The sequence below is a fragment of the Mycoplasmopsis ciconiae genome (assembly GCF_036350065.1).
In the GTDB taxonomy this organism is placed as follows: Bacteria; Bacillota_I; Bacilli_A; order Mycoplasmatales; family Metamycoplasmataceae; genus Mycoplasmopsis; species Mycoplasmopsis ciconiae.
Window position 1 is genome coordinate 1 of the sequence record NZ_JAZDWZ010000012.1, and the last position, 21,874, is coordinate 21,874.

Genomic DNA, 21,874 nt, shown 5'->3' on the forward strand with positions numbered 1-21,874 from the left:
ACTTTTCTGTCATTCTTATATTATACCATAATTACAATGTAATTATGTAAAAAAAATTATTTTTTTTATTTATATATTTATATATAAATAACTTTTGAAAAAACACTAAAAATGGCCTCTAACTTGGAAACTTGGAAAAAAACACAGCACATAAATAATTAAATGTGGCTGTGTTTTTTAGTGTGTTGACTATCTTGATTCACAAAAAAGTTTTATTTTTTGTTTGGAGTTGGTATTAAGAAAATAAAAATTAATGTTGCGATTAATGTAAAAATAGAATAAATAAATCCTAATCCAACAAAAATTGTGATAACCAATAACAGTGAATGGTGAGGTGCGTTAGCTTCTTTTGCCCGGATATAAAGAACAACGCAAATATACAAGAAGTAAGAATTAAAAATAATAAACACCACTTGAATAATTACACTTATTGCGTATGATACCTTTTGGTTTTGTGGGTAAAAAGGCACAAATAAACTAACAATAAATAAAACAGCAAAAAATAACGAAATACCCATTCAAATCATATTTGTTTGATGATGGTTTTCTAAATGTTTTTGATGCATTTTTTTAATTTTTTCTTTGAATTGTTTAAACATATTTTAATTATAACTATTAATATAAAAATAATGTACGAATTTTTATATTTAAATAAAAACTAAGTGTTTTATAATATAAAACACATGAAATTAAAAAAAGTTAAAATCGGGATTGTGGCAGAATACAATCCATTTCATAACGGTCACATATACCAATTACAATATGCAAAAAAATTATTTCCTAATAGTCAAATAATTGTAGCAATGAGTCACAAATACACTCAACGTGGTGAAATAGCTGTAGCCTCATATAGACAAAGAAAAAAATATGCCAAAAAATACGGCGCTGATAAATTTGTAAAATTAGGTGTAAATATTTCTTCCCAAGCTGCTCATATTTTTGCCAAAGAAGCTGTTTTAAAGCTTAATAAGAAAAAAATAGATTATTTACTTTTTGGTAGTGAAAGTGATAATGTAGAAAATTTATTATTTTTAGCTCAAACGCTTAAAAATAATAAGCAACAATACAATCAATTAGTTAAAAAACATCTAAAAAATAAAGGTACAAGCTTTCCTAAAGCTTGTAACTTAGCCTTAGAAGAGTTAACAAACCAACAAATTACATTACCAAATGATATTTTAGGAATTGAATATGTCAAAACAATTGTTGACAATGACTTAAAAATAAAACCCATAAGCATAAAAAGAACAATTGATTTTCATTCAGAAACAACACATTTAAATTTCGCAAGCGCTTCAAAATTAAGATCCATGCTTAAAAATAATCAAGATATTAGTGAATTTTCACCAATGATTATTAATCCCAAAAAAATCAAATATATAGAAAATTTATATCCGAAATTTCAAAAAATAGTTAAAAACAAAAGTGCTAAAGAATTAACAAAATACAAAATGATTAGTGAAGGAATTGAAAATTTATTTAAAAAACACATTGACCAACCTTCTTATGAGGCTTTTGTGCAGGAGTGCACTTCTAAGCGTTACACTTCTAGTAGAATCAAAAGAACAATTCTTTTTGTTTTATTAAAAATCAAAAAATAACTTTTTATAAAAGCGTTAAAAAAGACAAGATTTAATCTTGTCTTTTAATTTATTTTGTTTTTTTGGCTTTGATAAAGTGATTTTTGATTGTATCTTTATATCTATATGAATAGTAAAAAATATTTGCTAAGGCAAAGAAACCAAGATAACTTACAAGCGCAAGTGTATTTTGATTTGTTCATTTTTCGTTTACTAAAAATGGGAAGAAATAAATTAAAGTTGAAACAATAATAATTAGTGCCGCAACATAATACATAATTTTTTCATAAATAGGAATTTTTGTTATTTTCTTTTGTTTAGATAAAACTAAAGCACTTACATAAGTTAAAACATATTGGAGTAAAAAAGCAATTGTTCCAACAGTAGCAACAAAATCAAATGCTTGACCATCTAAATTAAAAATCGTTGGTATAAGTGTAAAAATAGTCATTGACATCATGATTAAAACTGCATGAGTTCAAATTGCATTTTTGTGTTGGTTGTGTTTGTTTGTTTTAGTTAAATATTTAGGTAAGTACCCATCTTCAGCAAATTTTACAAGAGCTTTTGGATAGCTAATGCTACTTGTTAGTGTACTTGAAAAGTTATAAAAGATAATATAACCGCTAAAAGCAACAACCCCAAAAGTACCCATGCTATTTTTATATATTTTTACAAATGAACCATTTTCTTTTAGGTCGACATTAATAAATAAAATATAACCAAGAACATAAATGGCGATTATAACCATAAAAGCTAACATCATCACTTTTTTAAAGTTTTTGAATTTAACTTCATTTGCTAAATTAGGTACTACTTCAATTCCACCAAAAGCAAACATAAATAAAATAATGTTACTGAAAATTAAATATGCATTAATTTTTTTAGTATCTTCAATTATATTGCTTTGTGAGCCAGGGTTAACAAAAACTAAATAAATCAACCCTCCAAAACCTAAAGCCAAAATACTTCACTTAATTGCAGCGCTAGCAAAAATTAATACTTTACTTGTTTTGAGAGTAAATGTTGAAATTACAATAATTACTAAGAAAAACACAATTGAAATAATTCTAACAATTCATAAAACCGTTTCATCAGCATTAAGAACTTCAGCAATTTTTACTAAAAATAATGGACCAGAAGCTGAAAGCAGAGGTGATTGAATATACTGATTAAACAAAGTAAAAAAAGTTAAATATTTTTTGTTTGTTCTTTGTGCGTAAGCTACACTTCCGCCCTTATCTTCAGGAAAGGCGTTAACTAATCTACTAAAAGCTAAAGCTGTGGTTATGGCTAAAAACGCTGTTATAGCAAAAATTAGCACACCCCAGTAGCCTAATTCAACAACATTAACAATTGTCGCAATAAAACCAAATCCAATGACATAGTTAATCGCTAACATCGTAAAAGTTTTTTCATTAAATTCTTTTTTCATAAATCCTCGGGAATTATTATAACCAAAAAGTTAATTTTTTACATAAAAAAACAATAAAAAATAAATTTTTCGTTTTTTACGCTTAAATTAATTTGTGTTTTTAACTTTTTTATTTACATGTTGATATCAATAGTAAAAAATATTTGCAACAATAAATAAACCAACATAAGTTACCAAAATAATTGTGTTATTTACACTTCAACTTTGATTCACTAAAAATGGTAAAAAATAAACAAGTGTTGTAATAGTAATTATGAATATGGCTAAATAATACATAATTTTCTCGTAAAGCGGAATTTTAGCTATTTTATTTTGTTTAGCTAAAATTAGCGCGCAAATATAAGTTAATAAATATTGCAGTAAAAAGGCAATTGTGCCTACTTTAATAACGATATTAAAAGCAGAACCATCTAATTTAAAAATTACAGGTATTAGTGTAAAAATAACCATTGAAACAATAATCAATATTGCGTTAGTTCAAATTGCATTTTTGTGTTGGTTGTGTTTGTTAGTTTTAGTTAAATATTTAGGTAAATACCCTTCTTCAGCAAATTTTACAAGCGCTTTAGGGTAAGTTATGCTAATGGTCATTGTAAAGCTAAAGTTATAAAAAAGTAAATATAAACCAAACATAACTAAACCAAACACACCCATGCTATTTTTGTAAATATTTACAAATGAACCATTTTTTTGTAAATCAGTATTAATAAGTAGCACATAACCTAAAATATAGATAGATGTGATTATTAAAATACTAAAAATCATTACTTTTTTAAAGTTTTTAAATTTAACTTCATTAGCTAAATTAGGCACTACTTCAATTCCGCCAAAGGCAAACATGAAAAAAATAATGTTACTAAAAATTAAATAAGCTGATACTTTTTTAGCGTCATCTATATTTTGCATTGCTGTAGCTGGCTGTTTAATTACTAAATAAATTAATCCACCAAAACCTAGAGCCAAAATAATTCACTTAATTGCTGCACTAGCAAAAATTAAAAACTTGCTAGTTTTTAATTTAAATGTACTAAGCAAAATAATAACTAAGAAAAAAATAACTGAAGCGACTCTAACAATTCACAAAATTGTTTCCTCTTGCGTAAATTGCTCAGCAATTTTTACCAAAAATAACGGTCCACTTGCCATAAAAATGGGCGATTGGATATATTGATTAAAGAACATAAAAAAAGTTAAGTATTTTTTACCAGTTCTTTGTGCGTAAGCTACGCTTCCTCCTTTATCTTCATTAAAAGCATTAACTAATCTACTAAAAACTAGTGCTGTGGTTATGGCAATAAATGCAGTAACTGCAAAAATTAAAATCCCTCAATAACCTAATTTAACAACATCAACAATTGTGGCAATAAAACCAAAACCAACAACTGTGTTAATCGCAAACAAAGCAAAGCTTCGTTCGTTAAATTCTTTTTTCATAATTCCAATTATATGCAAAAAGTTATTTTTTATGCTAAAAAAGTATAAAAATGTAACTTTTTGCGTTAAAAGCCAAAAAACAAAAAATAAAAAAAAGAACGAATAAGTCTTTAAACTCATTCGTCTTTATTATTATGTTAATTGATGTCTATATTTTATCGAAATAAAGTAAAAGTTTCTAGCAATGTTATTTTTTTTAATAATATAAACATAATTTTTGACCATTTTCATGGAAGACACAAAAAATATTGGTCAAAATTACACTAAATATTTACACAAATTTTGGAAGGGGAGACAAAAAACGTTTTTTAAAAATGGGCATATATAAATTGGAAAACTTCAAAACTAATCACATTGGAAAAATTTATAAATAATGCCAAAGGCTGTCGGTAATTGAACAGGAATTATATTTATAAAAGTGGATATAATTTTATAACTAATGATACTACACGTTTCTTTTTTTATCTCCCCAAACTTATTTTATTTTAAAACGAGTGTATTTCATAGCAAAATAAATAAAAAAATTTATTTTGTTTTTACGCGTTCCCTATTTTTTTCACTTTTTCAATAATCTGATATATTTCCTCTTTAGAATTTGCGGAATTTATTTTACTTATTAACTCATTTTTGTAACTTTCGTCTTCAAAATGAGTTTGATTAATAAGTTTTATAGCGTCTTTATACGCCTCATATTGAGTTATTTTTGCATTTATTACATTAATTATTGGTGTTTCTGTAAATGCTAATTCGTTAATTTGTGTTGTTTTTCATCATTCTCTTTGACCAAAATCAAAATTATTTAAATTTGTGTTATATCTAAAAGCTGATTCGTGAATTTCTTTAATTTTAGGAAGATTTATTTGTTTTAAGTTTTGAACATTTTCAAAAGCAGATTGATAAATTACTTCTAAATTAGGAGCGTTTAAAATGTCGATGTTAGTTTCATAAAATGCATTACCATCAATAACCTTGACATTAGGCATATAAATATTTGTTAATCTGTTTTGGAATTGAAAAGCTGATAAACCAATTTTTTCAACTTTATCTAATTGCACTCTTTTAAGTGACGCTTCAGAATTTATTTGTGCATTTGTGTTAGCAAACGCATATGGCTCAATTTCTATTACATTTTCCAAGATAACTTCTTCAATGTTATTAAGATCGCTAAAAGCTCTTTTAGCCACTTTAATAACATTAGGTAAATTTACTATTCTAGCTGAGTTATCGTTATATTTGTATAAAACATTGTTAATAATAATTGCTTGTTTTTTATTTTGTAACTCAAGTCAAGGAGTTTTGTCAAAGGCGCTAACTTCAATATCTTTAGCATTTTCAAAAGATATATTTTCTAAAGAGTAACTTCCTTCAAATAATTTATCAGCAACAGCTTTAATTTTAGGTAAATTGATTGATTGTAAGCTTAAATTTGAAGCAAAAGCTAACACTCCAGCTTCTTCTAAATTCTCTAAATTATAAGTAGTTACGCTTTTAGCGTTTTCAAAAGTTGATCTGCCAACTACCTTTAAATTAGGTAAGTCAAATTTTTTGACTTTAATTGCATTATGAAAGGCGAATTCTTCAATTTCTTTAACATTATTAGCGTTGATTTGTTCTAAATTTGTTGCGTTTTCAAAAGCGTTTTTAGCAATTTTTAAAACGTGTGGAACATTTACTTTTGTTATAAAGATATTATCCTTAAAAATATTAGCTGGTAAGACTTTTAAAGAAGCGGCGCTAAAATATTTAATTGGTGAATCAATCAATTCATTACCCTTTAATTCAGTTATTTTAGGAATATTTAGTAACTCTAAAGCACTTGTGTTTTCAAAAGCTCTTTCACCAATTTCTTTTACATTTAATAAATTCATTTGCTTAATATTTTTAACATTTTTAAAAGCGTAATTACCGATAAAAACAACATTATCTAAATCTATATTAGTTAAGTTTTTTGCGTTGCTAAATGCGCTGTGTCCTATTTTTTGTAATAGTGGTGCGTTTATCGTTTGTAATTTAGATTCAGAAGCGTTAGCGCTAAAAGTACCATCCTTAATTTCTTTAACCTTTTTAAGATTAATGCTTATAAGTTCATCCATGTCAGAAAAAGCGAACTCATCTACTTGCGTAACATTTTCAAAATTTAGATTTTTTAATTTTGTACCACTAAAAGCATATTTACCAATTTTTTCTAAGTTGGGCGCAATAAATTCTTTTAGTCTTGAGATATTAGGTTCTATATTTTTATTGTGAAAACTTTGATCATTAACAACCTTAAGTTTGGGTGCTATAAAACTTTCTAATTTTCACACATCAGCAAAAACACCTCTTTCGTTTTCGAGATTGGAATTATCTCCTAATATTTCTAACTCTGGAAAATTTGCACGTATGATTGATGTATTTCTAAAAGCTTGATCATTTATTTTTTTAACTTTTAAACCAACTACTTGACTTAGATTTTTAGCGTTTAAAAACGCGTTATTTCCAATAACTTCTGTATTGTTTAAATAAACTTTTTGTAATTGTTCAGCATCTTGAAAAGCTGAGTCTGATATATATGTAACTTCTTGGGGAATTGAAATTACTATTTCTTCTTTTAAAACATAAGGCTTAACAGCAAGTAAAACGTTATTTAATATTGCAAAATCATTGGTTTCTAAGGTGTCTAAAAGTCATTTGGAATTTTGAAATAACCCCTTACCAGCACCCTTAAGCTTAGGAGCGTTAATTTTGCTTAAATTTTTTCTATTAGCAAAAGCACCATTATCTATATATTCAACATTAGGTAAATTTACTTCTTTTAAATGATCATTTTCAAAATCAAACTCACCTATGCCGTAAGCATCAAAATTATTGCTTCCGATTTTTATTACGCTATCTAAAGATATTTTTTCTAATTTTTTGAAATTAGAAAAAGCTCTATCGCCAATTTGTTTTACTTTAGGTAAGTTCAATTCTACTAAAAAGTCATTACCAACTTTCTCTTGTAAAAAAGCATATAAACCAATTTCTAAAACATTCGGTAAGTTTACGGTTTTAATTGTTGATACATCTTCAAATGAACTTTGCATTATTTTAGTTACGTTTGGAAAGTTAATGTCAATAATTTTTGTGCCTTCAAAAGCTCTAGCTGGAATTGTATCTAAACTATCCATTTCTACAGCGCTTAAACCCGAACGACTAAATGCAGAATTACCTAATTCAGTAACTTTATTTAAGGTAACATTTTTTAATTTAGTTGTTTGCTGAAAAGCTTCAACACCAATTTTTTGTAAATTAGGAGCAATAAAGCTTTCTAAAGAATCAACGTTTTTTAGTGCTCTATCACTAATTTGCTTTAATTTAGGGAATTCTAAATTTTTAACTTTAGTATTTGTTAAAGAACCTATACCAATATTTTCTAAATTATTTGCTTTTATTTTTTCAAGTGCATAAAAGTTATTAAGTGATGAATCACCTAAATCTTTAACACTTGATAAATCAATTTTTTTAACTTTTTCGGTATTAACAAAAGGAGATTGGGCTATATTTTCAACATTTGTATCTACTTGATATTCACTATCTAAGTTTTTTAAGTTAGCATGAACTAAGGTTTTATTAAAAACCACTTGATTTATGTTGTTGATATTTTGATCAAAAATATTATTAAATCATTTTGTGTTGTTGAATGCATTAGCTCCAATATTTGTGTTAAGTTTAGGTGCATTTATGGTTGCTAAATTTATATCATTAATAAATGCATTATTGCTTAGCAATGATAAATTCAAAGCTTCAAAGCTTTGCAAGTTTTGATTGTTAGCAAAAGCAAAAGCATCAGCTTCAATTAAATTATTTAACTCTAAATTAGTTATTTTGGTGTTTTCTAAACCTTTAAATTTTACTTTTAAAAGTTGTGGCGCTTGCAGTTGTTTTAGATTTGTGTTTCTTAATGCGGAAATTCCTATTTCAGCAATAAAAGGAGCTTGCAACTCTTCTAGTGTTGAATTTTCAAAAGCTGAATCTAAAATTTTAACTAATTGTGATCCAACAATTTTTTTGATGGTTTTATTATTTTTAAAGGCGTTTGACTCAATAACTTTAGCCGAACCTAAATTAATTTCTTCTAAATTTGTTTCTAATGCAAAAGCGTCTGAAGCGATACTTTCAAGATTAGTAATTTCAGAAAGATCAATTTTTTTAAGATTTTTGTCTTTTAATTCTAATCTAATAAGTGTATTGTTAGAATCTAGCACATATTTAAAATTTTGACTTTCTATTTGTGTTACTTGTTGAGTGATTTTTTCGAATTTTTTTTGCGGAGTAATATTTGTTTGAATATTTGGTGATTCGTGGTTTGTAGAATCATCTATATTAATAGGATTTTCTGGGATGGCTGATGTTTTTTGACTAGTGTTGCAAGCAGAAGCAAAAACAGCACAACTACTTAAAGTTGTGAAAATACATAAATTTAAAATTCTTTTATTTTTTTTCATATTTATCCTATTTGCTTATTTCAACACTAATAACTTGATTATCTAAAATATTTTTACCTTTTATAGATAAGGTGAATGTTAAAACTATTTTTCCATCAACTACTTTTGCTTTGATATTATCTCAACGCATTTGTTTTAATTGTTCGTCGCCAAAGTCTGGAGTTTCTATAATATAACCATAATTAGGTGAGTAAATACGAAGTTTTCTTAAATCTTCTCTGTGAGTAAATTCAATATTTTCGGTAGTTTCTATCAAGTTTTTAAACTGTTCAAAACCAAAGTTAGCTTTCAATCACTTTTTATTATCAAGTGAATTTTGAATTTGTTTTTGGATGTTTTGGGCATCATTTATTGATTTTTTAAAAGTGAATTCTTTTGTGAATAATCCACTTTTAACATTTTTGTTAGATATTAATTGTAATGAAAAAGTTAAAAGTGCTTTTTGATCGTTAATTTCTAAAGATAAATCATGATCAAATTCATACCCTTGTGGATAATCATAATCAAAATCATACTTGTTAACTTGGTCAATTGTTTTTGAAAATGATGATTGTTTTATCTTAAGTTTTTCTAAAAATTCTTCTACTGCTTTTTGTGGGGATTTAAATGTTTTAAAACCACTTAAATTAAAAATTTTAGGTTTTGATTTTTTATTATCTTTGTTTATTGTTACTTTAATCTCAAGTGTCCCATTTAAATCATCAAAGTTGACAATTTCTAATTGATAGTTGTAATTATCATCTTTGTTTTTTAGTAAGATTCCGTGTTCTTGTCCTTTTATGGTTGATGCAAAAACTTGATCTTGACTTTTGTTTTCATTATCTTGAAAGGCAACTTCCAAGTTTTTTAAGTTTTCTTCAAATAAAGATTTAAAACCATTAATAATTTGTGTTTTAGTTTCAGAATTAAAGTTGTTTTTATTTAATTTGTATGTAAATTTTAATACCCCTAAATCATCATCAGCTTGATAATTAAGATCCACTAATTTAAAATCTGGATCGCTAATGAGCACAGAATTTGTTTCCAAATTAAAAGTGCTAGGTAATTGAGAAAAATCAAGATTATTACTAAAAGATAATTTAACTTTGCTTAATTGTTGATCTAACTCTTGAGATTGAGCTAAACTTACAACAGCAATTGTTATATTTTTTTGTTCTTTATTTTGTTGTTGCAAAATTTCAAAGGTAATTGTTAAATTACCCTCGGCATCATTTGTGCTAGTAGTTAAAGAATTTTCAATTACTGCATTTTGATAATATTTTTTTAAAATTTCTAAAATTTTATCTGTTGGAATTTGCGAAGCAATAAGGTTTTTAGATTCTGAAAATTGTGTAATTTCTTTTTTTATTTCTTGTGTGTGATCAACTTTTGTTGGAGTGCAAGAAATTAGCGCAAAAGTGGGCATAATTAAACTTGCACTTGTTAGTGTTGAAATTATCAACATCTTTTTGTTTTTAAAATTCATATAAAAAAATCCTTTCTTATAGACAGGAAGGATTTTAAAAGTACATGCTCAAAAATAAGTTCGTTACGAACTCGCTACGCAGGTTTCAACCTGATCAGCTCTGAGAGTATTTCTCAATCTTTAGTAAAACTAAAGATACCCCTGTCGTTATTTTTATTATTATATATTTTTTTAAATATCAAACACAAAAAAAGAAGGCTAAGCCTTCTTATTTTGTAGTTTTTTCAGCATAAACATTTGATATTTCAACACCTTGACGAATAGTTAAGTTGTCATTTACAAATGATGTGTATCTAACTCCAACTTCTCCGTAAAAACTTGGGTTTGATAAAATAGCAGTTTGTGGCGCAACACCGCTTAAACCAAAATTAGGAGCAAAGTTGTAAGGTGCAAAATTATCTCCAGTTGAATATGTACTTGGGTTCTGAGTTTCTAACGCTCCAGTGTTGAATTTTTCTTGTGTTAGGTAGTAGTTACTAATAAGCTGTCCATTGTCTGATTCTATATATGTTCTAGTACTTGTTGTAAATGTTGGTGAATATATAAATTGTGGGTTATTTAAAATTTCATAAATGTAAATTTGATCTCAAGCTTTATAGTAAGCCAATGTTATATCTACTGATTTAAGTCTTACATAGTAATTACCTAAAACAAAGAAATTACCAATTCATCAGTTGTTAGCGTTATCTGCTCAATTTGTAGCATTTGCTAAATTAAAGCTTGGTCTGTGTTCGCTACCTAAATATGATGTTACTAAAACTTGGTTAGAAGGAACTTCAACTTGTCCTAAGTTTTCAAAATATACGTTGTAGTCGTAATATTTTCCATTAGGTAATTTAGAAAATGTATTTAAATCTATTACTAAATTTTTAGTACCTAAAAATGGAGTTGAATATTGAATAACTAAATTATCGTATCCATTTTGTGTTAATTCAGTTAATTTAGCAGAACCTACATTATTAATTGTTGTTAAACTTCTTGCGGCTAAACGAACAGCTGTGTTGCTATTAATAAATTTAGCAGATGAAGGATATAAGTATGAATCCACTATTTGATAACCAGGATTTAGTGTCATTGTTAAACCATAATTAAACATATTATTAGATATATTGTTATTTAAATTTGAGAATTTAGGTGGAATAAACACAATTTCAGTATTGTTAGGATTTTGAATTAATTTAGTTGTATCAAAGGCATTAACGTTTTGTGGCCCTCTATTTAAAAAGCTATATCCATCACTAGTTTGAACACTTGTAGGTAAGCTGAATCTGTTGAATGTATTTAGTAGATCCTCTAGTTTTGTTAATTGTTCCTTAAGTGAATTTATTTGTGCATAAAGGTTAGCCACTATTGAATTTTGAGCATTCTCAGCAGCAATAGCATTATTAGATAAATCAACATTTATATCAGAACCAAGCAACTCTTTTAGTTTTTGTGAATACTCATTCACTGTTTGTTGAAGTTGTTGATTATTTTTCTTTAATTGCTCGTTAGAATCATAAAGATTTTTCACGGCACCACCCAAAGCATTAGAATAATCATGATTTAAAACAAAGTCAGGTGATTCAGTTCCAATTAAGCTATTTAAAAGATTTTTGTATTTTTGATTTTGTAAAGCTAATTGCGAATTTTGTTGATTTAATTGTTTGTTTTGTTGGCTTAATTGTTCAACGTTTTTGGTTAAATCTTCGCTTTGTTTTTTTAGTTGTGCTATTTGGTTGTTATCACTGGTGATTTGATCATTAAGATCTTTATTTTGCTTTTGAGCTTGAGTTAGTGAATTTTGAAGTTGATTAATTTGATTTTTGAGAATTTCTTTTGTTTTTGTTAACTGATCTAGTTGTGATTGAAGTGATTTGTTATTTTCTAACTCATCATTATAATCTTTTTCAGCTTTTTGATAGTTATTTTGGGAAGTTTGAAGTTTTGAATTTAAATCAGCGTTTTGCGCTTGAATTTCTTTTAGTTGTTGCTCAAGTGAGGCAATTTGTTTTTGGTTGTTTGTGTTTTGTTCGCTTAGAGATTGGTTATCTTTGGTTAATTTGTCATTTTCTTGAGTTAATGATGAGATTTGCTTGTTTAAATTCATGTTATTTTGAACAAGCTCATTGTTTTGTTTTTGTAAAGTTTGTATTTGTTTTTCTAAAGAAGCAATAGTTTGTTCATCATTTTGAGATTTTTGTTTTTCTTGTTGTAATTGTTGTTTTAGTGAATTTATTTGCTGATTTAAATCATCGATTGTTTTTTGATTTTGTTTTTGTGTTTGTTGTAAATTATCAATTGTGCTTTGATTAGAATCTATTGTTTGTTGTTGGGAGCTTAATTTTGATTGATCTTGTTTTAATTGTTCTTGTAATGGATTATTTTGTGATGATAATTTTTCTTCTTGAGCTTGTTTTTGACTTAATTGCTCTTGGGCATTTTTAAGTTGCGCAGAAGCCTTAGAAAAATTATCTTGCAGTGAACTTATTTGGTTATTTTTTGATTCAATTTGATTTTGTAGCTGTTTTATAGCATTATTAAGCGCTTGATTAGTTTGTTGTAGTTTTGAATTTTGAGTTTGTAATGACTCAATATCTTTGTTATTTTGTGTTATTTTGTTTTGTAAAGCAGCAATATTATCATTTGCTTGTTGCAATTGTTTTTGTTTTTGTTGCAATTGGTTATTTAAATCATCTATTTGTGATTGTAATTTTTGGTTCTGGGCAATAACATCTTGTAATTGTGCAGCGTTTTTGTTTAATGATTCAATTTGATTGTCAGCATTTTTTAATTTATCTTGTGTATCAGCAAGTTTAGCTTGAGTATCAGCCAATTGTTTTTGCAATTCTTCATTATTTTGGTCTGCAGTTTGACTTTGTGATTCAAGAGACTTAATTTTATTTTGTAGTGTTTGTACTTGAGTAGAAAGTTGTTGTTTTTGATCTTGTAAATCGGCTAAATTCTGTTGTTTTTGAGCCTCTAAGTTTTTAATTTTATCGTTAAGTTGTTTAACGATTCCGCCAATTGCATTTATTCCTAAATTTTCAGTATTAAAGTTAGGATCAGCTTGGCCAATTAATTTTTTAACTAATAAAATATATTCATTTAGTTGGGCGTTAGCGTTTTTGATTTGTCCATCTAAATCAGTTATTTGTTTTTGTTTTTGTTGGTTTTCATTTGTTAATTGGTCAATTGTATCGTTTTGAAGTTTAACTTTAGATTCTAAGTTTTGAATTACAGCTGCTTTGTTTTGGATTTCTTGATTTTTGTTGTTTATTACTTTATTAAGTGATTGTATTTGATTATCAGCGTTTTCTAAATCGTTTAAAGCTTGACCTAATTTAGAATTTGGTGAAATTGTAGAAGGATCAGAAGGGTTGTATTTAGAACCAACAAGAGCATTAACTTCATTTTCTAAATCAGCTACTTTTTGTTTTAAAACAGCATTATCACCTTCTAATTTTTGTGAGTTATTCAATATATTTTCTAAATTATTATTCAAAATGTCAAAATTGCTTTTTACACTTGCTGCATAAGCTTTATATGCACTTAGTTGCGTTTGGATATTTGAACTATTAAAACTTTGTGATTCTTTGGCATCTTGCACTGTTAAACTTTGAGCGTTGGGATCAATTTGTTTTAATGTTTTATTTGTTTGCATTATTTGATTGTTGATATTTGAAAAATTATCAGCAATTTGATTTAACGCACTAGAATATTTTTTAACTTCATTATTTAACTCTTGATTTTGGCTTTCGGCATTTTTTAGTTGTGCTTGTGCATCGTTAACTTCACCATTTAACTTTTGAATTTCTTGTTCTAGAGATTTTGCGTTTGAGTCACTATCTTTTTGTTGTGAGTGTAATTGATTTTGAAGTTGTTGAATTTGATCTCTTAGTTGATCATTTATTTGGTTTTTATCTTCAACACTATTTTGAAGGTCTTTTATGTTATTTTGTAATTGTGTTATTTTGTTATTTAATTCATTAGCATTTTGTAATAATTTACCAACAACTGAATCATTTGAAGCGCTTGAAGGGTTGTCAAAGTCAAAATGTGGTCCAACTAATTTATTAATTTGATCATTCAATTGTGATACGTCATTTTTTAAGTTTTGATTATTTTGCAACTCTTGAGAGTGTTGATTTTCAAGTGTTTGTAGATTAGTGTTTATTGTTTCTAAATTTTTGTAGTATGTATCATTTAAAGTAGCTAAATTTTCAATTGCCTTAGTTAAGTTATTAGGGTTAATTAAATTATCTAAAGCGTTTTGTTCTAATATGTCTAATTTATTTAAATTAGGATCTATTTGTAACATTTTTTGACTAATATTAGCCATTTGTTGGTTGTATTTAGCTAAATTCTGTAATTGTTTTATAAGGTTTTGTAAATTATTATCAGCCAAGAGTTTTTGTTGTTGATATTGATTTTTCAAGCTTTGAATATTTTCAAGATCTGAAGCGTTTTGTGAAGAAAGTTTTTTAATTTGACCATTTAACATGTCAATATTATTTTGTAATTTTTGAACTTGATTTTGATCTTGATTTTGTGCTTGTGCAGAAGAGTTTTGTAAATCTTGTAATTGTTTTTGTAATTGGTTATTTTCAACAGATTTATTAGCTAATTGCTCTTGAGCGTCTTTAAGCTGTTGTTTTAATTTTGCTATTTGTTCATTTTGATTTTGAGATTCGCTTAAGAGTTTACCAACTTCAGAATCCTTTGAAGCTGTATTTATGTTTTCAGGATCAAATTTTTGTCCAACTAACCCTTGTAGTTCTTTTTGTAAAGAAGTTACTTTTTGGGTTAATTCATTATTTTCATTTGCAAAATCCGAATTATTTTTTTGTAGTTGCGCAATATTGTTTTGAATGGTTTGTAAATTATCTACTGTAGCATTGTTTAAATCACTTAAGGCTTTTTGCGCAGAAGCTAAATCTGAGGAAGCATTATAATCATTTAATTGTTTATTGGTGAAAATATGCAACTTAGCTAAATTATCATCATATGCTAAAACTTGAGAATTTATTTCTTGCATTTTCTGATTTATATCAGCGAATTTACTAATTTGATTTTTAAGGGCATCAAAATTGCTTTGAGCCTTGTTTACAGCATCAGAATAATCGCTTTGAGTTTTATTTAACTGATGAGTTAATAATAAATTTTGGTTATTTGATTCTTGCAATTGCTCTTGTAGTTGTGCAATTTTTTTAGCGTTTTGTTCGTTTTGAAGTTGGGATTGTGTTTTTAGTTGATTTAATTGTGATTGTAATGAATCAGAAGTTTTAATTTGTTCTTGTAGTTGAGTTTGTTTTTGTTGTAAATCTTGATTTTTTTGCTCAAGTGATTTTTGTAGTTGTGATGATCTATTTAATAATTGACCTACTACAGAATTATCAGAAGCACTATTAATATCTTGAGGTTCAAATGAATCTCCGACTAAGTTTTTCAACTCTTGCTCTAGATCATTTACTTTTTGAGCTAAATCAGCGTTGTTTTTTTCAAGTTCACTTTTATTTTGTGCGTATTTATTAATGTTACTTTCAATTGTTTTTATATTTTGTACAGCAGCATTATTTAATTGTTTAAGAGCTTCGGTAGCTTGTTTTAAATCATTAGCGTCAGCAAAGTTTTTTAATTGTTCAGGTGTAAAAATATTTAGTGGCTCAGATTGAGGGTTTAAATTATGAAATTCTTGATTAATTTCATTCATTTTTTGATTTTTTTGGCTTAAATTATCAATTTGATTTTTGATTTGTTGTAAATTTTGTTGCGCTTGTTGTTGTTCTTGGTTTAATTGTTGTTTTAAATTTTGAATTTCTTTATTTAATGAATCATTTATTGAATTTGAATCATTTAATTTTTTTGTTAAATTATCAATTTGATCTTGTTTTTGTTGGATTTGTTGTGCAGATGTATTTTTTACAATACTTAATTCATTTTGTGTTTGTTTAAGAGTGTTTGTTGTTTCTTGAATTTCATTATTTTTTTGCTGTAATTGTGATTCTAAAGTATCTATTTTTTGTTGCGCTTTATTTAAACTTGTTAAAAGTTGACCAACTTTTGAATCTACTGAAGCACTTTGAATGTTGTTAGGGTCATATTTATCACCCACTAAATTTTTAAGAAGTTCTTGCACTTTTTTGAGTTGGCTAGATAAATTATTGATTTGTTGATCTGATTGGTTGTTTTCATTTTCTAAAGATTGAATATTATTTTTTATAGTTTGTAAATTATCAACTTGAGCATTATTAATTTTGCTTAAGGCATTTGTTAAGTCTTGTGTTGTGTTAGCGTTTTCAAAATTTTTAACTTGTTTATCATCAAATACATCTAGTTTTTTGAGTGAATATTTAGAATTTTGTAATAAATTATTAAGCTCTTTATTATTTTCATTAGCTTGAATCATTTTATTTATTTGGTTTTTAACCAAAGTTTGAAGATTTTGCGCGTGTTGTTTTTGTGTTTGCAGTTGTTGGTTTATGTTTTTAAGCTGTGTATTTAAAGAATTGTTAGCCACACTTAAAGATTCAACTTTTTGTTGAAGCTGTGCAATTTGTTTATCTTTAAGAGAAATTTGATTTTTGAAAGCATCATTTAAATTCTTAAGTGCATTTTCTAGTGAGCTAATTTTTGATGATAATAAAGCTTTTTGTGCTTTAACTTTAGATAATTCTGCTACATATTTGTGATTTGCTAAATCTTTTGACTCTTGGATTTTTTTAATTTCATTGATATTTTTTTGATTTTCTTTATTTAAATTAGCTAATTTAGTTTTTAAATCTTTGATAATATCATCTTTTGTTTCTAATTTTTCATCAAGTAATTGTTCTTGTTTTAAAAGATGGTAAACAAGTGAATTTTTGAAAACATTTTTAAAATTTAATTCTTTATCTTTATCGCTAAAATTAGGGTTACCAACCAAAGTTTTAATAACATTCTCTAATTTATCAATTTTATTTACATTTTGATTTATTTGGTTATTTAAATCATCTTCTTTAGCTTTTAGTGAATTAACTTCTCCGTCTGCATCTTTAAGTTGATCAATTGTAATAGCTTGTCTGTCTTGTATTTTTGTTATTGTATCATTAGAACATTGTTTTACTAACAATGGTGGAACAACAATTGCACTAGCTGCTGCAGCACCTAATAAAGCTAAAACTATAAATTTAGTTTTATTAGATTTTTTAGAAGGGTTATTAATTTTTTTATCGTTACTCATACTACTCCCACGTTTAATATATTGAAATATATTAAACAATTATAAAACTTATAAAATAAAAAAATCTTTATGGAATAAATTTTGCACATTTATTAAATTACAAAAAAATTAAAGCAAAATTAAAGATTTATTAGCGTTATTTTTGATTATTTAAAGTTTTTATTTGCCTTGTTTTACAGATGTATAATTAAACAAAATAAAAAAACAACTAAATTTTTAGTTGTTTTAGTAGTTTTATAAAGTCATAAAAACACACACAAAAAAATAAATATTTTTTTAGTAAAATTAATTCATGAATATTTTATATATTATTTTGATTAATATTGCTATTTTTGTTTTTGGTTACATAATAGGTTCTTTTAATACTTCTATTATTTTATCACGTAAAATGGCTAATGAAGATGTTAGAGATTATCACAGCAAAAACGCAGGTGCAACTAATTCATTAAGAAGATACGGGAAAAAATTTGCTTTTACAGTTTTAATATTAGATATGATTAAATCTGTTTTTGCTGTTGGTATGTGTTTGATTTTTGTTAAATTTGTAAAGATCGAGGAAAATATGTACACAATGCCACTTTTAGCTGGTGTTGGTGTAGTTGTGGGTCATATTTACCCAATTTTCTTTAAATTTAAAGGTGGTAAAGGTGTAAGTTGTGCAATTGGTGTGTTAATTGCTATTAACCCGATTTTATTTTTTGTGGCTGCATTTTTCTACTTTAGTATTATGTACATTTTTAAATATGTATCTTTAGCAAGTATTTTAACAAGCATAATTCTAATAGCTTTTGTGGCTATTCCATGAATTAGCGAAAGTGGAATTTTAGCCTGAAGTGCTAATCCATACCATTTAATACCTTTTTATTATTATTTATTAGCTTACATTTTTGTTAGCACTTTAATTACTTATGCACATCGTTCAAACATTAAGCGAATAATCAACAAAAGCGAAAGAAAAATTAAATCAGCAACCAAAAAACAAAAACAAAATTAATTTTTGTGAAATTAACAATCTAATTAAAAAACACAAAAAGCAGATTTAAATCTGCTTTTTATTATTCTTTTATTCTTCTGATGATTTGATCATTTTAATATCTAAAGTAAGAGGCACTTTTTTACCGAATGATTCAATTTCAATAGTAACATTTTTATAATTTTGTTTATCAACGTCGATAATAATACCTTTTTCTCCTTGATAAACTCCATCAATAACTTCAACCAAATCCCCTGCTTTATAATCAACAAGGTATTTTCCTGACATAAAAGCTTCTAATGCTTCTTTTTCTTTTATTAATGATTTTTTGATTTCTCTGTTAGTAACTGGTGTTGGTTTAGCCCCTCTTCCTGAACTACCAATTAATCCAGTAACATATTGGGTGTTACGGATAACAAATCAAGCTTTGTCAGTCATATCCATTTTAATGAAAACATAACCTGGATACATGTTAACGTATTTGATTTTATAAGTTTCTCCACGACGTTTTTTCTCTGCTTCTTTTGGAGTAAGTGTAGGTTTCATAAATATTTTGAACGCACCTGTTTCTTCAACGGCGTTAGTGTCAAAATCTTCTTCAACTTGCTCAGCTACAATCCTGTTTCTTAATGATTCTAAAACAACATTTTCTTTTCCTGAGATTGTTGAAATCATATATCAATTAAATTTTTTCATTTATAACTCCCTGTTTAATTACCTATTCCAATAAATGATCAAAATTCTGTGAATATTGTTGTGATAAAAAACGCAAAAATAACGAATAATACTGTGAATATGATGATTTGCATCATTGAAGAAAAGTTTTTCTTCTTATCTGGTCATCTAACTCTTTTTATTTCTTTAATCATTTTTCTTAGATAATATTTTTTTGGTTTTTTATTATTAGGTTTTTTGTCAAAGATACTTTTAAGTTTATCCATTACTTTTCTTCCTTATGTAGTGTATGTTCTCGGCAAACCACACAAAACTTTTTGACTGTTAGTCTTTCGGGGTTACCTAAACTTTTATTTTTAGAATAATTTTTTCTTTTACATACTTCACAAGCTAGTGATACTTTTGTTTTTTTCATATATAGAATAATACCAAATTTTACCTTTTTGATATTGGAAAAAGGCCAAAATAAAAAACAGCTTTACCTGTTTTTCCTATTATACAAAAAAATTATTTTTTTGAATATTTTTTACAGAGAAACTCAAATAAGAAAAACGCATTAATTAAAATATAATGCGTTTATATGACTTATAAAGTTTTTAAGTTTTTTTGGAAATAAAAAGGAACTATAAAATTTATTTTTGCTGTTTTAGAAATATTTCTTTTAATAAATAATGAAACTCATACTATTAAGAACATAGCTCAGTTTAAGGTTACCAATAAACTATATGATGTTATATTGTAAGAGTCTTTAATTTGAGTTTTTGGTTGTAACACATTCGCAATAATATTACTTTCTTGGGCGAAAGGGAAAAGGAATAAGTTTATAACTAATAAAACAATTATCAATGAAAGCGCAATAGTATAAACTATATTTACAAAAACATAAAATGTTAGACTATTTTTTAATTTTTCTGGAAAACTAACTATGAATAAATTAGATTTAATAACTAAAAAAGAGATAAATGAAAAAGAAATAATTGAAAATAAAGACATTAAAGGTATAAGCAATTTTACTGTAATTAATTCCTTTGAGTAAAAATAATATAGTAATGAGCTAATAGCTATTCCCAATATTAAAACTACTATAACAAGTGATAAACTTACTTTTTTCGACATATTTTCCTTTATAAAATGATTGTTATATCAAGCTAAAATTCTTTTGTATAACAATTAATTTTGAACTTATTATAAAAGTTATTGTTTTTAGTTTTTTTGTGTGCAACAAAAACATTCTTATTGATGTGGGTTAGAACTACCTAACTAGCAAAAATAATTTCTGACACACTTAAAAACTAAATGTTAATATTCTTTTTTATTTTTATTATTTTTATCCCTAACTTAATCTTATTAATTTAAAAAAAAAAAAAAAATAAAAAATTCTTTTTGCCTCTTTTTTTCCACAAAAATGAATTTTTTACTAAAAATGGTTAACTTTTTAAGTTATAAGTTTAGACACAAAACTTGGGTTTTATTTTTGGGTTTTGGTGTCTAATTTTGTGCGATTTTTTCTAGTTCGTCTTTAAGTGATTCAAAATCTTTTTTAGCAATAGCACGTTGTTTTTGGTAGTAATATGTATTTTTACCTGTAAAAATAAAAACAGCAAAAGATATAATCAACACAATAACTCACACAGGTGTTATAGCTCCTGGAATGCTATTTTTAGTCGACAAAACAAGAGCAACAATGGTAACTATAATTAAAATTAAACAAAAGAAACTTACTGCTTGGTAAGTCAAGAAAGATTTGCTAAATTGAGCATATTCTTGATGTTTTTCGTTCATTTGTTCTTTTAGAGAATTGATGTAGTCATTTTTTTGATTTATTTTATCAACATAATTTTCATCTTCTTTATATTCGTTAGATTTATCTGGCGCTAATTTTTGCTCCATGTTAACCCTTTCTTATAATCCACTCGTCAATATCATAATTATATATGTCGCTAGGTTTGTTGGTTACTTTTCCAAAATCATATACATTTTTAACTTCAGGAAAAATCTTTTTTGCTTCAGTTATTTGGATTGGTTTTTGGCCACTGATGTTAGCGCTTGTAGCGTATAAAGGACCATTTGTTATTAAAAAATCAATTAGTCTTTTATTGTTAGGGATGCGATATCCTTGATCATTTATAATTAAACTATATTGACCAGGTCAATATTTTTTATTAAATTCGGCAATAAAGCACTTTTGTTTTTCATCAAAATTATCGCAATTAAGAATGTCTTCAACTCTACCTGCCAAAATCATTATTTTTTTATCGATAGGTCGTTTCTTTAATTGGTACAGTTTTTCTAAAGATTTAGAGTCTATTTTACAACCTATACCTGTAACTGTGTCGGTAGTAAAAATGTATATATCATCATAATTCATAATTTAATTTTACAAAAATATTGGTTCTAATTATTTCTCAGCAAAAATATATTGCAATTTTTAATACTTTACTCAATATAAGTGTTTTGGGATATTTTTAGCAAAATACAACACTGAAAAATAAAAAGAATATTTAATATAAAAATCGCTACAAAATTAGAAAACTTTAATTTTGAAATGGTTTTACACAAACATTTTATCTAGCATTGATTTTTTAATTTGTTCAAGTTTTTTTAACTTACGCTGATGAAGTGTGATGAGAGAGTTTAAATTTGTA

At 26.2% G+C, this 21,874-nt stretch carries 14 protein-coding genes; 2 read left to right on the forward strand and 12 right to left on the reverse strand.

From position 1 onward, the window contains the following. Nucleotides 1-212 precede the first annotated feature (212 nt). Nucleotides 213-599 (reverse strand): hypothetical protein, encoded by a 387-nt coding sequence (locus V2E24_RS03285; protein WP_330500998.1) that lies wholly within the window; start codon nt 597-599, stop codon nt 213-215. Nucleotides 600-683: 84 nt separating this feature from the next. Between V2E24_RS03285 and V2E24_RS03290 the strand changes: the two genes are divergently transcribed. Then, nucleotides 684-1,601, forward strand: coding sequence for a nucleotidyltransferase (locus tag V2E24_RS03290; RefSeq protein WP_330500999.1), 918 nt, complete (start codon nt 684-686; stop codon nt 1,599-1,601). A gap of 49 nt (nt 1,602-1,650) precedes the next feature. Here V2E24_RS03290 and V2E24_RS03295 read toward each other — a convergent pair whose 3' ends face one another. The 5 genes from V2E24_RS03295 to V2E24_RS03315 form a co-directional block, all read right to left on the reverse strand. Then, a complete protein-coding gene (locus tag V2E24_RS03295) occupies nt 1,651-3,015 on the reverse strand; it encodes an APC family permease (protein WP_330501000.1) in 1,365 nt (454 codons plus the stop codon). 87 nt (nt 3,016-3,102) lie between these two features. After that, nucleotides 3,103-4,449 carry an APC family permease gene (locus V2E24_RS03300; protein ID WP_330501001.1) on the reverse strand — a complete coding sequence of 449 codons (1,347 nt, stop codon included), beginning with the start codon at nt 4,447-4,449 and terminating at the stop codon, nt 3,103-3,105. A 536-nt stretch (nt 4,450-4,985) separates the two neighbouring features. Beyond that, on the reverse strand, nt 4,986-8,915 hold the full coding sequence (locus V2E24_RS03305; RefSeq protein ID WP_330501002.1) for a leucine-rich repeat protein: 3,930 nt from the start codon (nt 8,913-8,915) through the stop codon (nt 4,986-4,988). Between the two features lie 7 nt (nt 8,916-8,922). After that, nucleotides 8,923-10,380 (reverse strand): lipoprotein 17-related variable surface protein, encoded by a 1,458-nt coding sequence (locus V2E24_RS03310; RefSeq protein WP_330501003.1) that lies wholly within the window; start codon nt 10,378-10,380, stop codon nt 8,923-8,925. A 208-nt stretch (nt 10,381-10,588) separates the two neighbouring features. After that, a complete protein-coding gene (locus V2E24_RS03315) occupies nt 10,589-17,581 on the reverse strand; it encodes a hypothetical protein (RefSeq protein ID WP_330501004.1) in 6,993 nt (2,330 codons plus the stop codon). A gap of 292 nt (nt 17,582-17,873) precedes the next feature. Here V2E24_RS03315 and plsY point away from each other — a divergent pair, with 292 nt between their 5' ends. After that, a complete protein-coding gene (plsY, locus tag V2E24_RS03320) occupies nt 17,874-18,575 on the forward strand; it encodes a glycerol-3-phosphate 1-O-acyltransferase PlsY (protein ID WP_330501005.1) in 702 nt (233 codons plus the stop codon). Nucleotides 18,576-18,644: 69 nt separating this feature from the next. On the opposite strand, the gene nusG is transcribed toward plsY, so the two are convergent. From nusG to V2E24_RS03350, 6 genes are all read right to left on the reverse strand, one after another. Further along, nucleotides 18,645-19,250 carry a transcription termination/antitermination protein NusG gene (gene nusG / locus V2E24_RS03325; protein WP_330501006.1) on the reverse strand — a complete coding sequence of 202 codons (606 nt, stop codon included), beginning with the start codon at nt 19,248-19,250 and terminating at the stop codon, nt 18,645-18,647. A gap of 14 nt (nt 19,251-19,264) precedes the next feature. Next, entirely contained in the window at nt 19,265-19,495 is a 231-nt protein-coding gene (gene secE / locus V2E24_RS03330) for a preprotein translocase subunit SecE (RefSeq protein WP_330501007.1), read from the reverse strand. Further along, entirely contained in the window at nt 19,495-19,644 is a 150-nt protein-coding gene (rpmG, locus tag V2E24_RS03335) for a 50S ribosomal protein L33 (protein WP_330501008.1), read from the reverse strand. The genes secE and rpmG overlap by 1 nt, the downstream gene beginning before the upstream one ends. A gap of 170 nt (nt 19,645-19,814) precedes the next feature. Beyond that, entirely contained in the window at nt 19,815-20,345 is a 531-nt protein-coding gene (locus V2E24_RS03340; protein WP_330501009.1) for a hypothetical protein, read from the reverse strand. Between the two features lie 372 nt (nt 20,346-20,717). Beyond that, a complete protein-coding gene (locus V2E24_RS03345) occupies nt 20,718-21,119 on the reverse strand; it encodes a DUF2663 family protein (RefSeq protein ID WP_330501010.1) in 402 nt (133 codons plus the stop codon). Nucleotide 21,120: 1 nt separating this feature from the next. Beyond that, nucleotides 21,121-21,597 (reverse strand): Sua5/YciO/YrdC/YwlC family protein, encoded by a 477-nt coding sequence (locus tag V2E24_RS03350; RefSeq protein ID WP_330501011.1) that lies wholly within the window; start codon nt 21,595-21,597, stop codon nt 21,121-21,123. Nucleotides 21,598-21,874 lie beyond the last annotated feature (277 nt).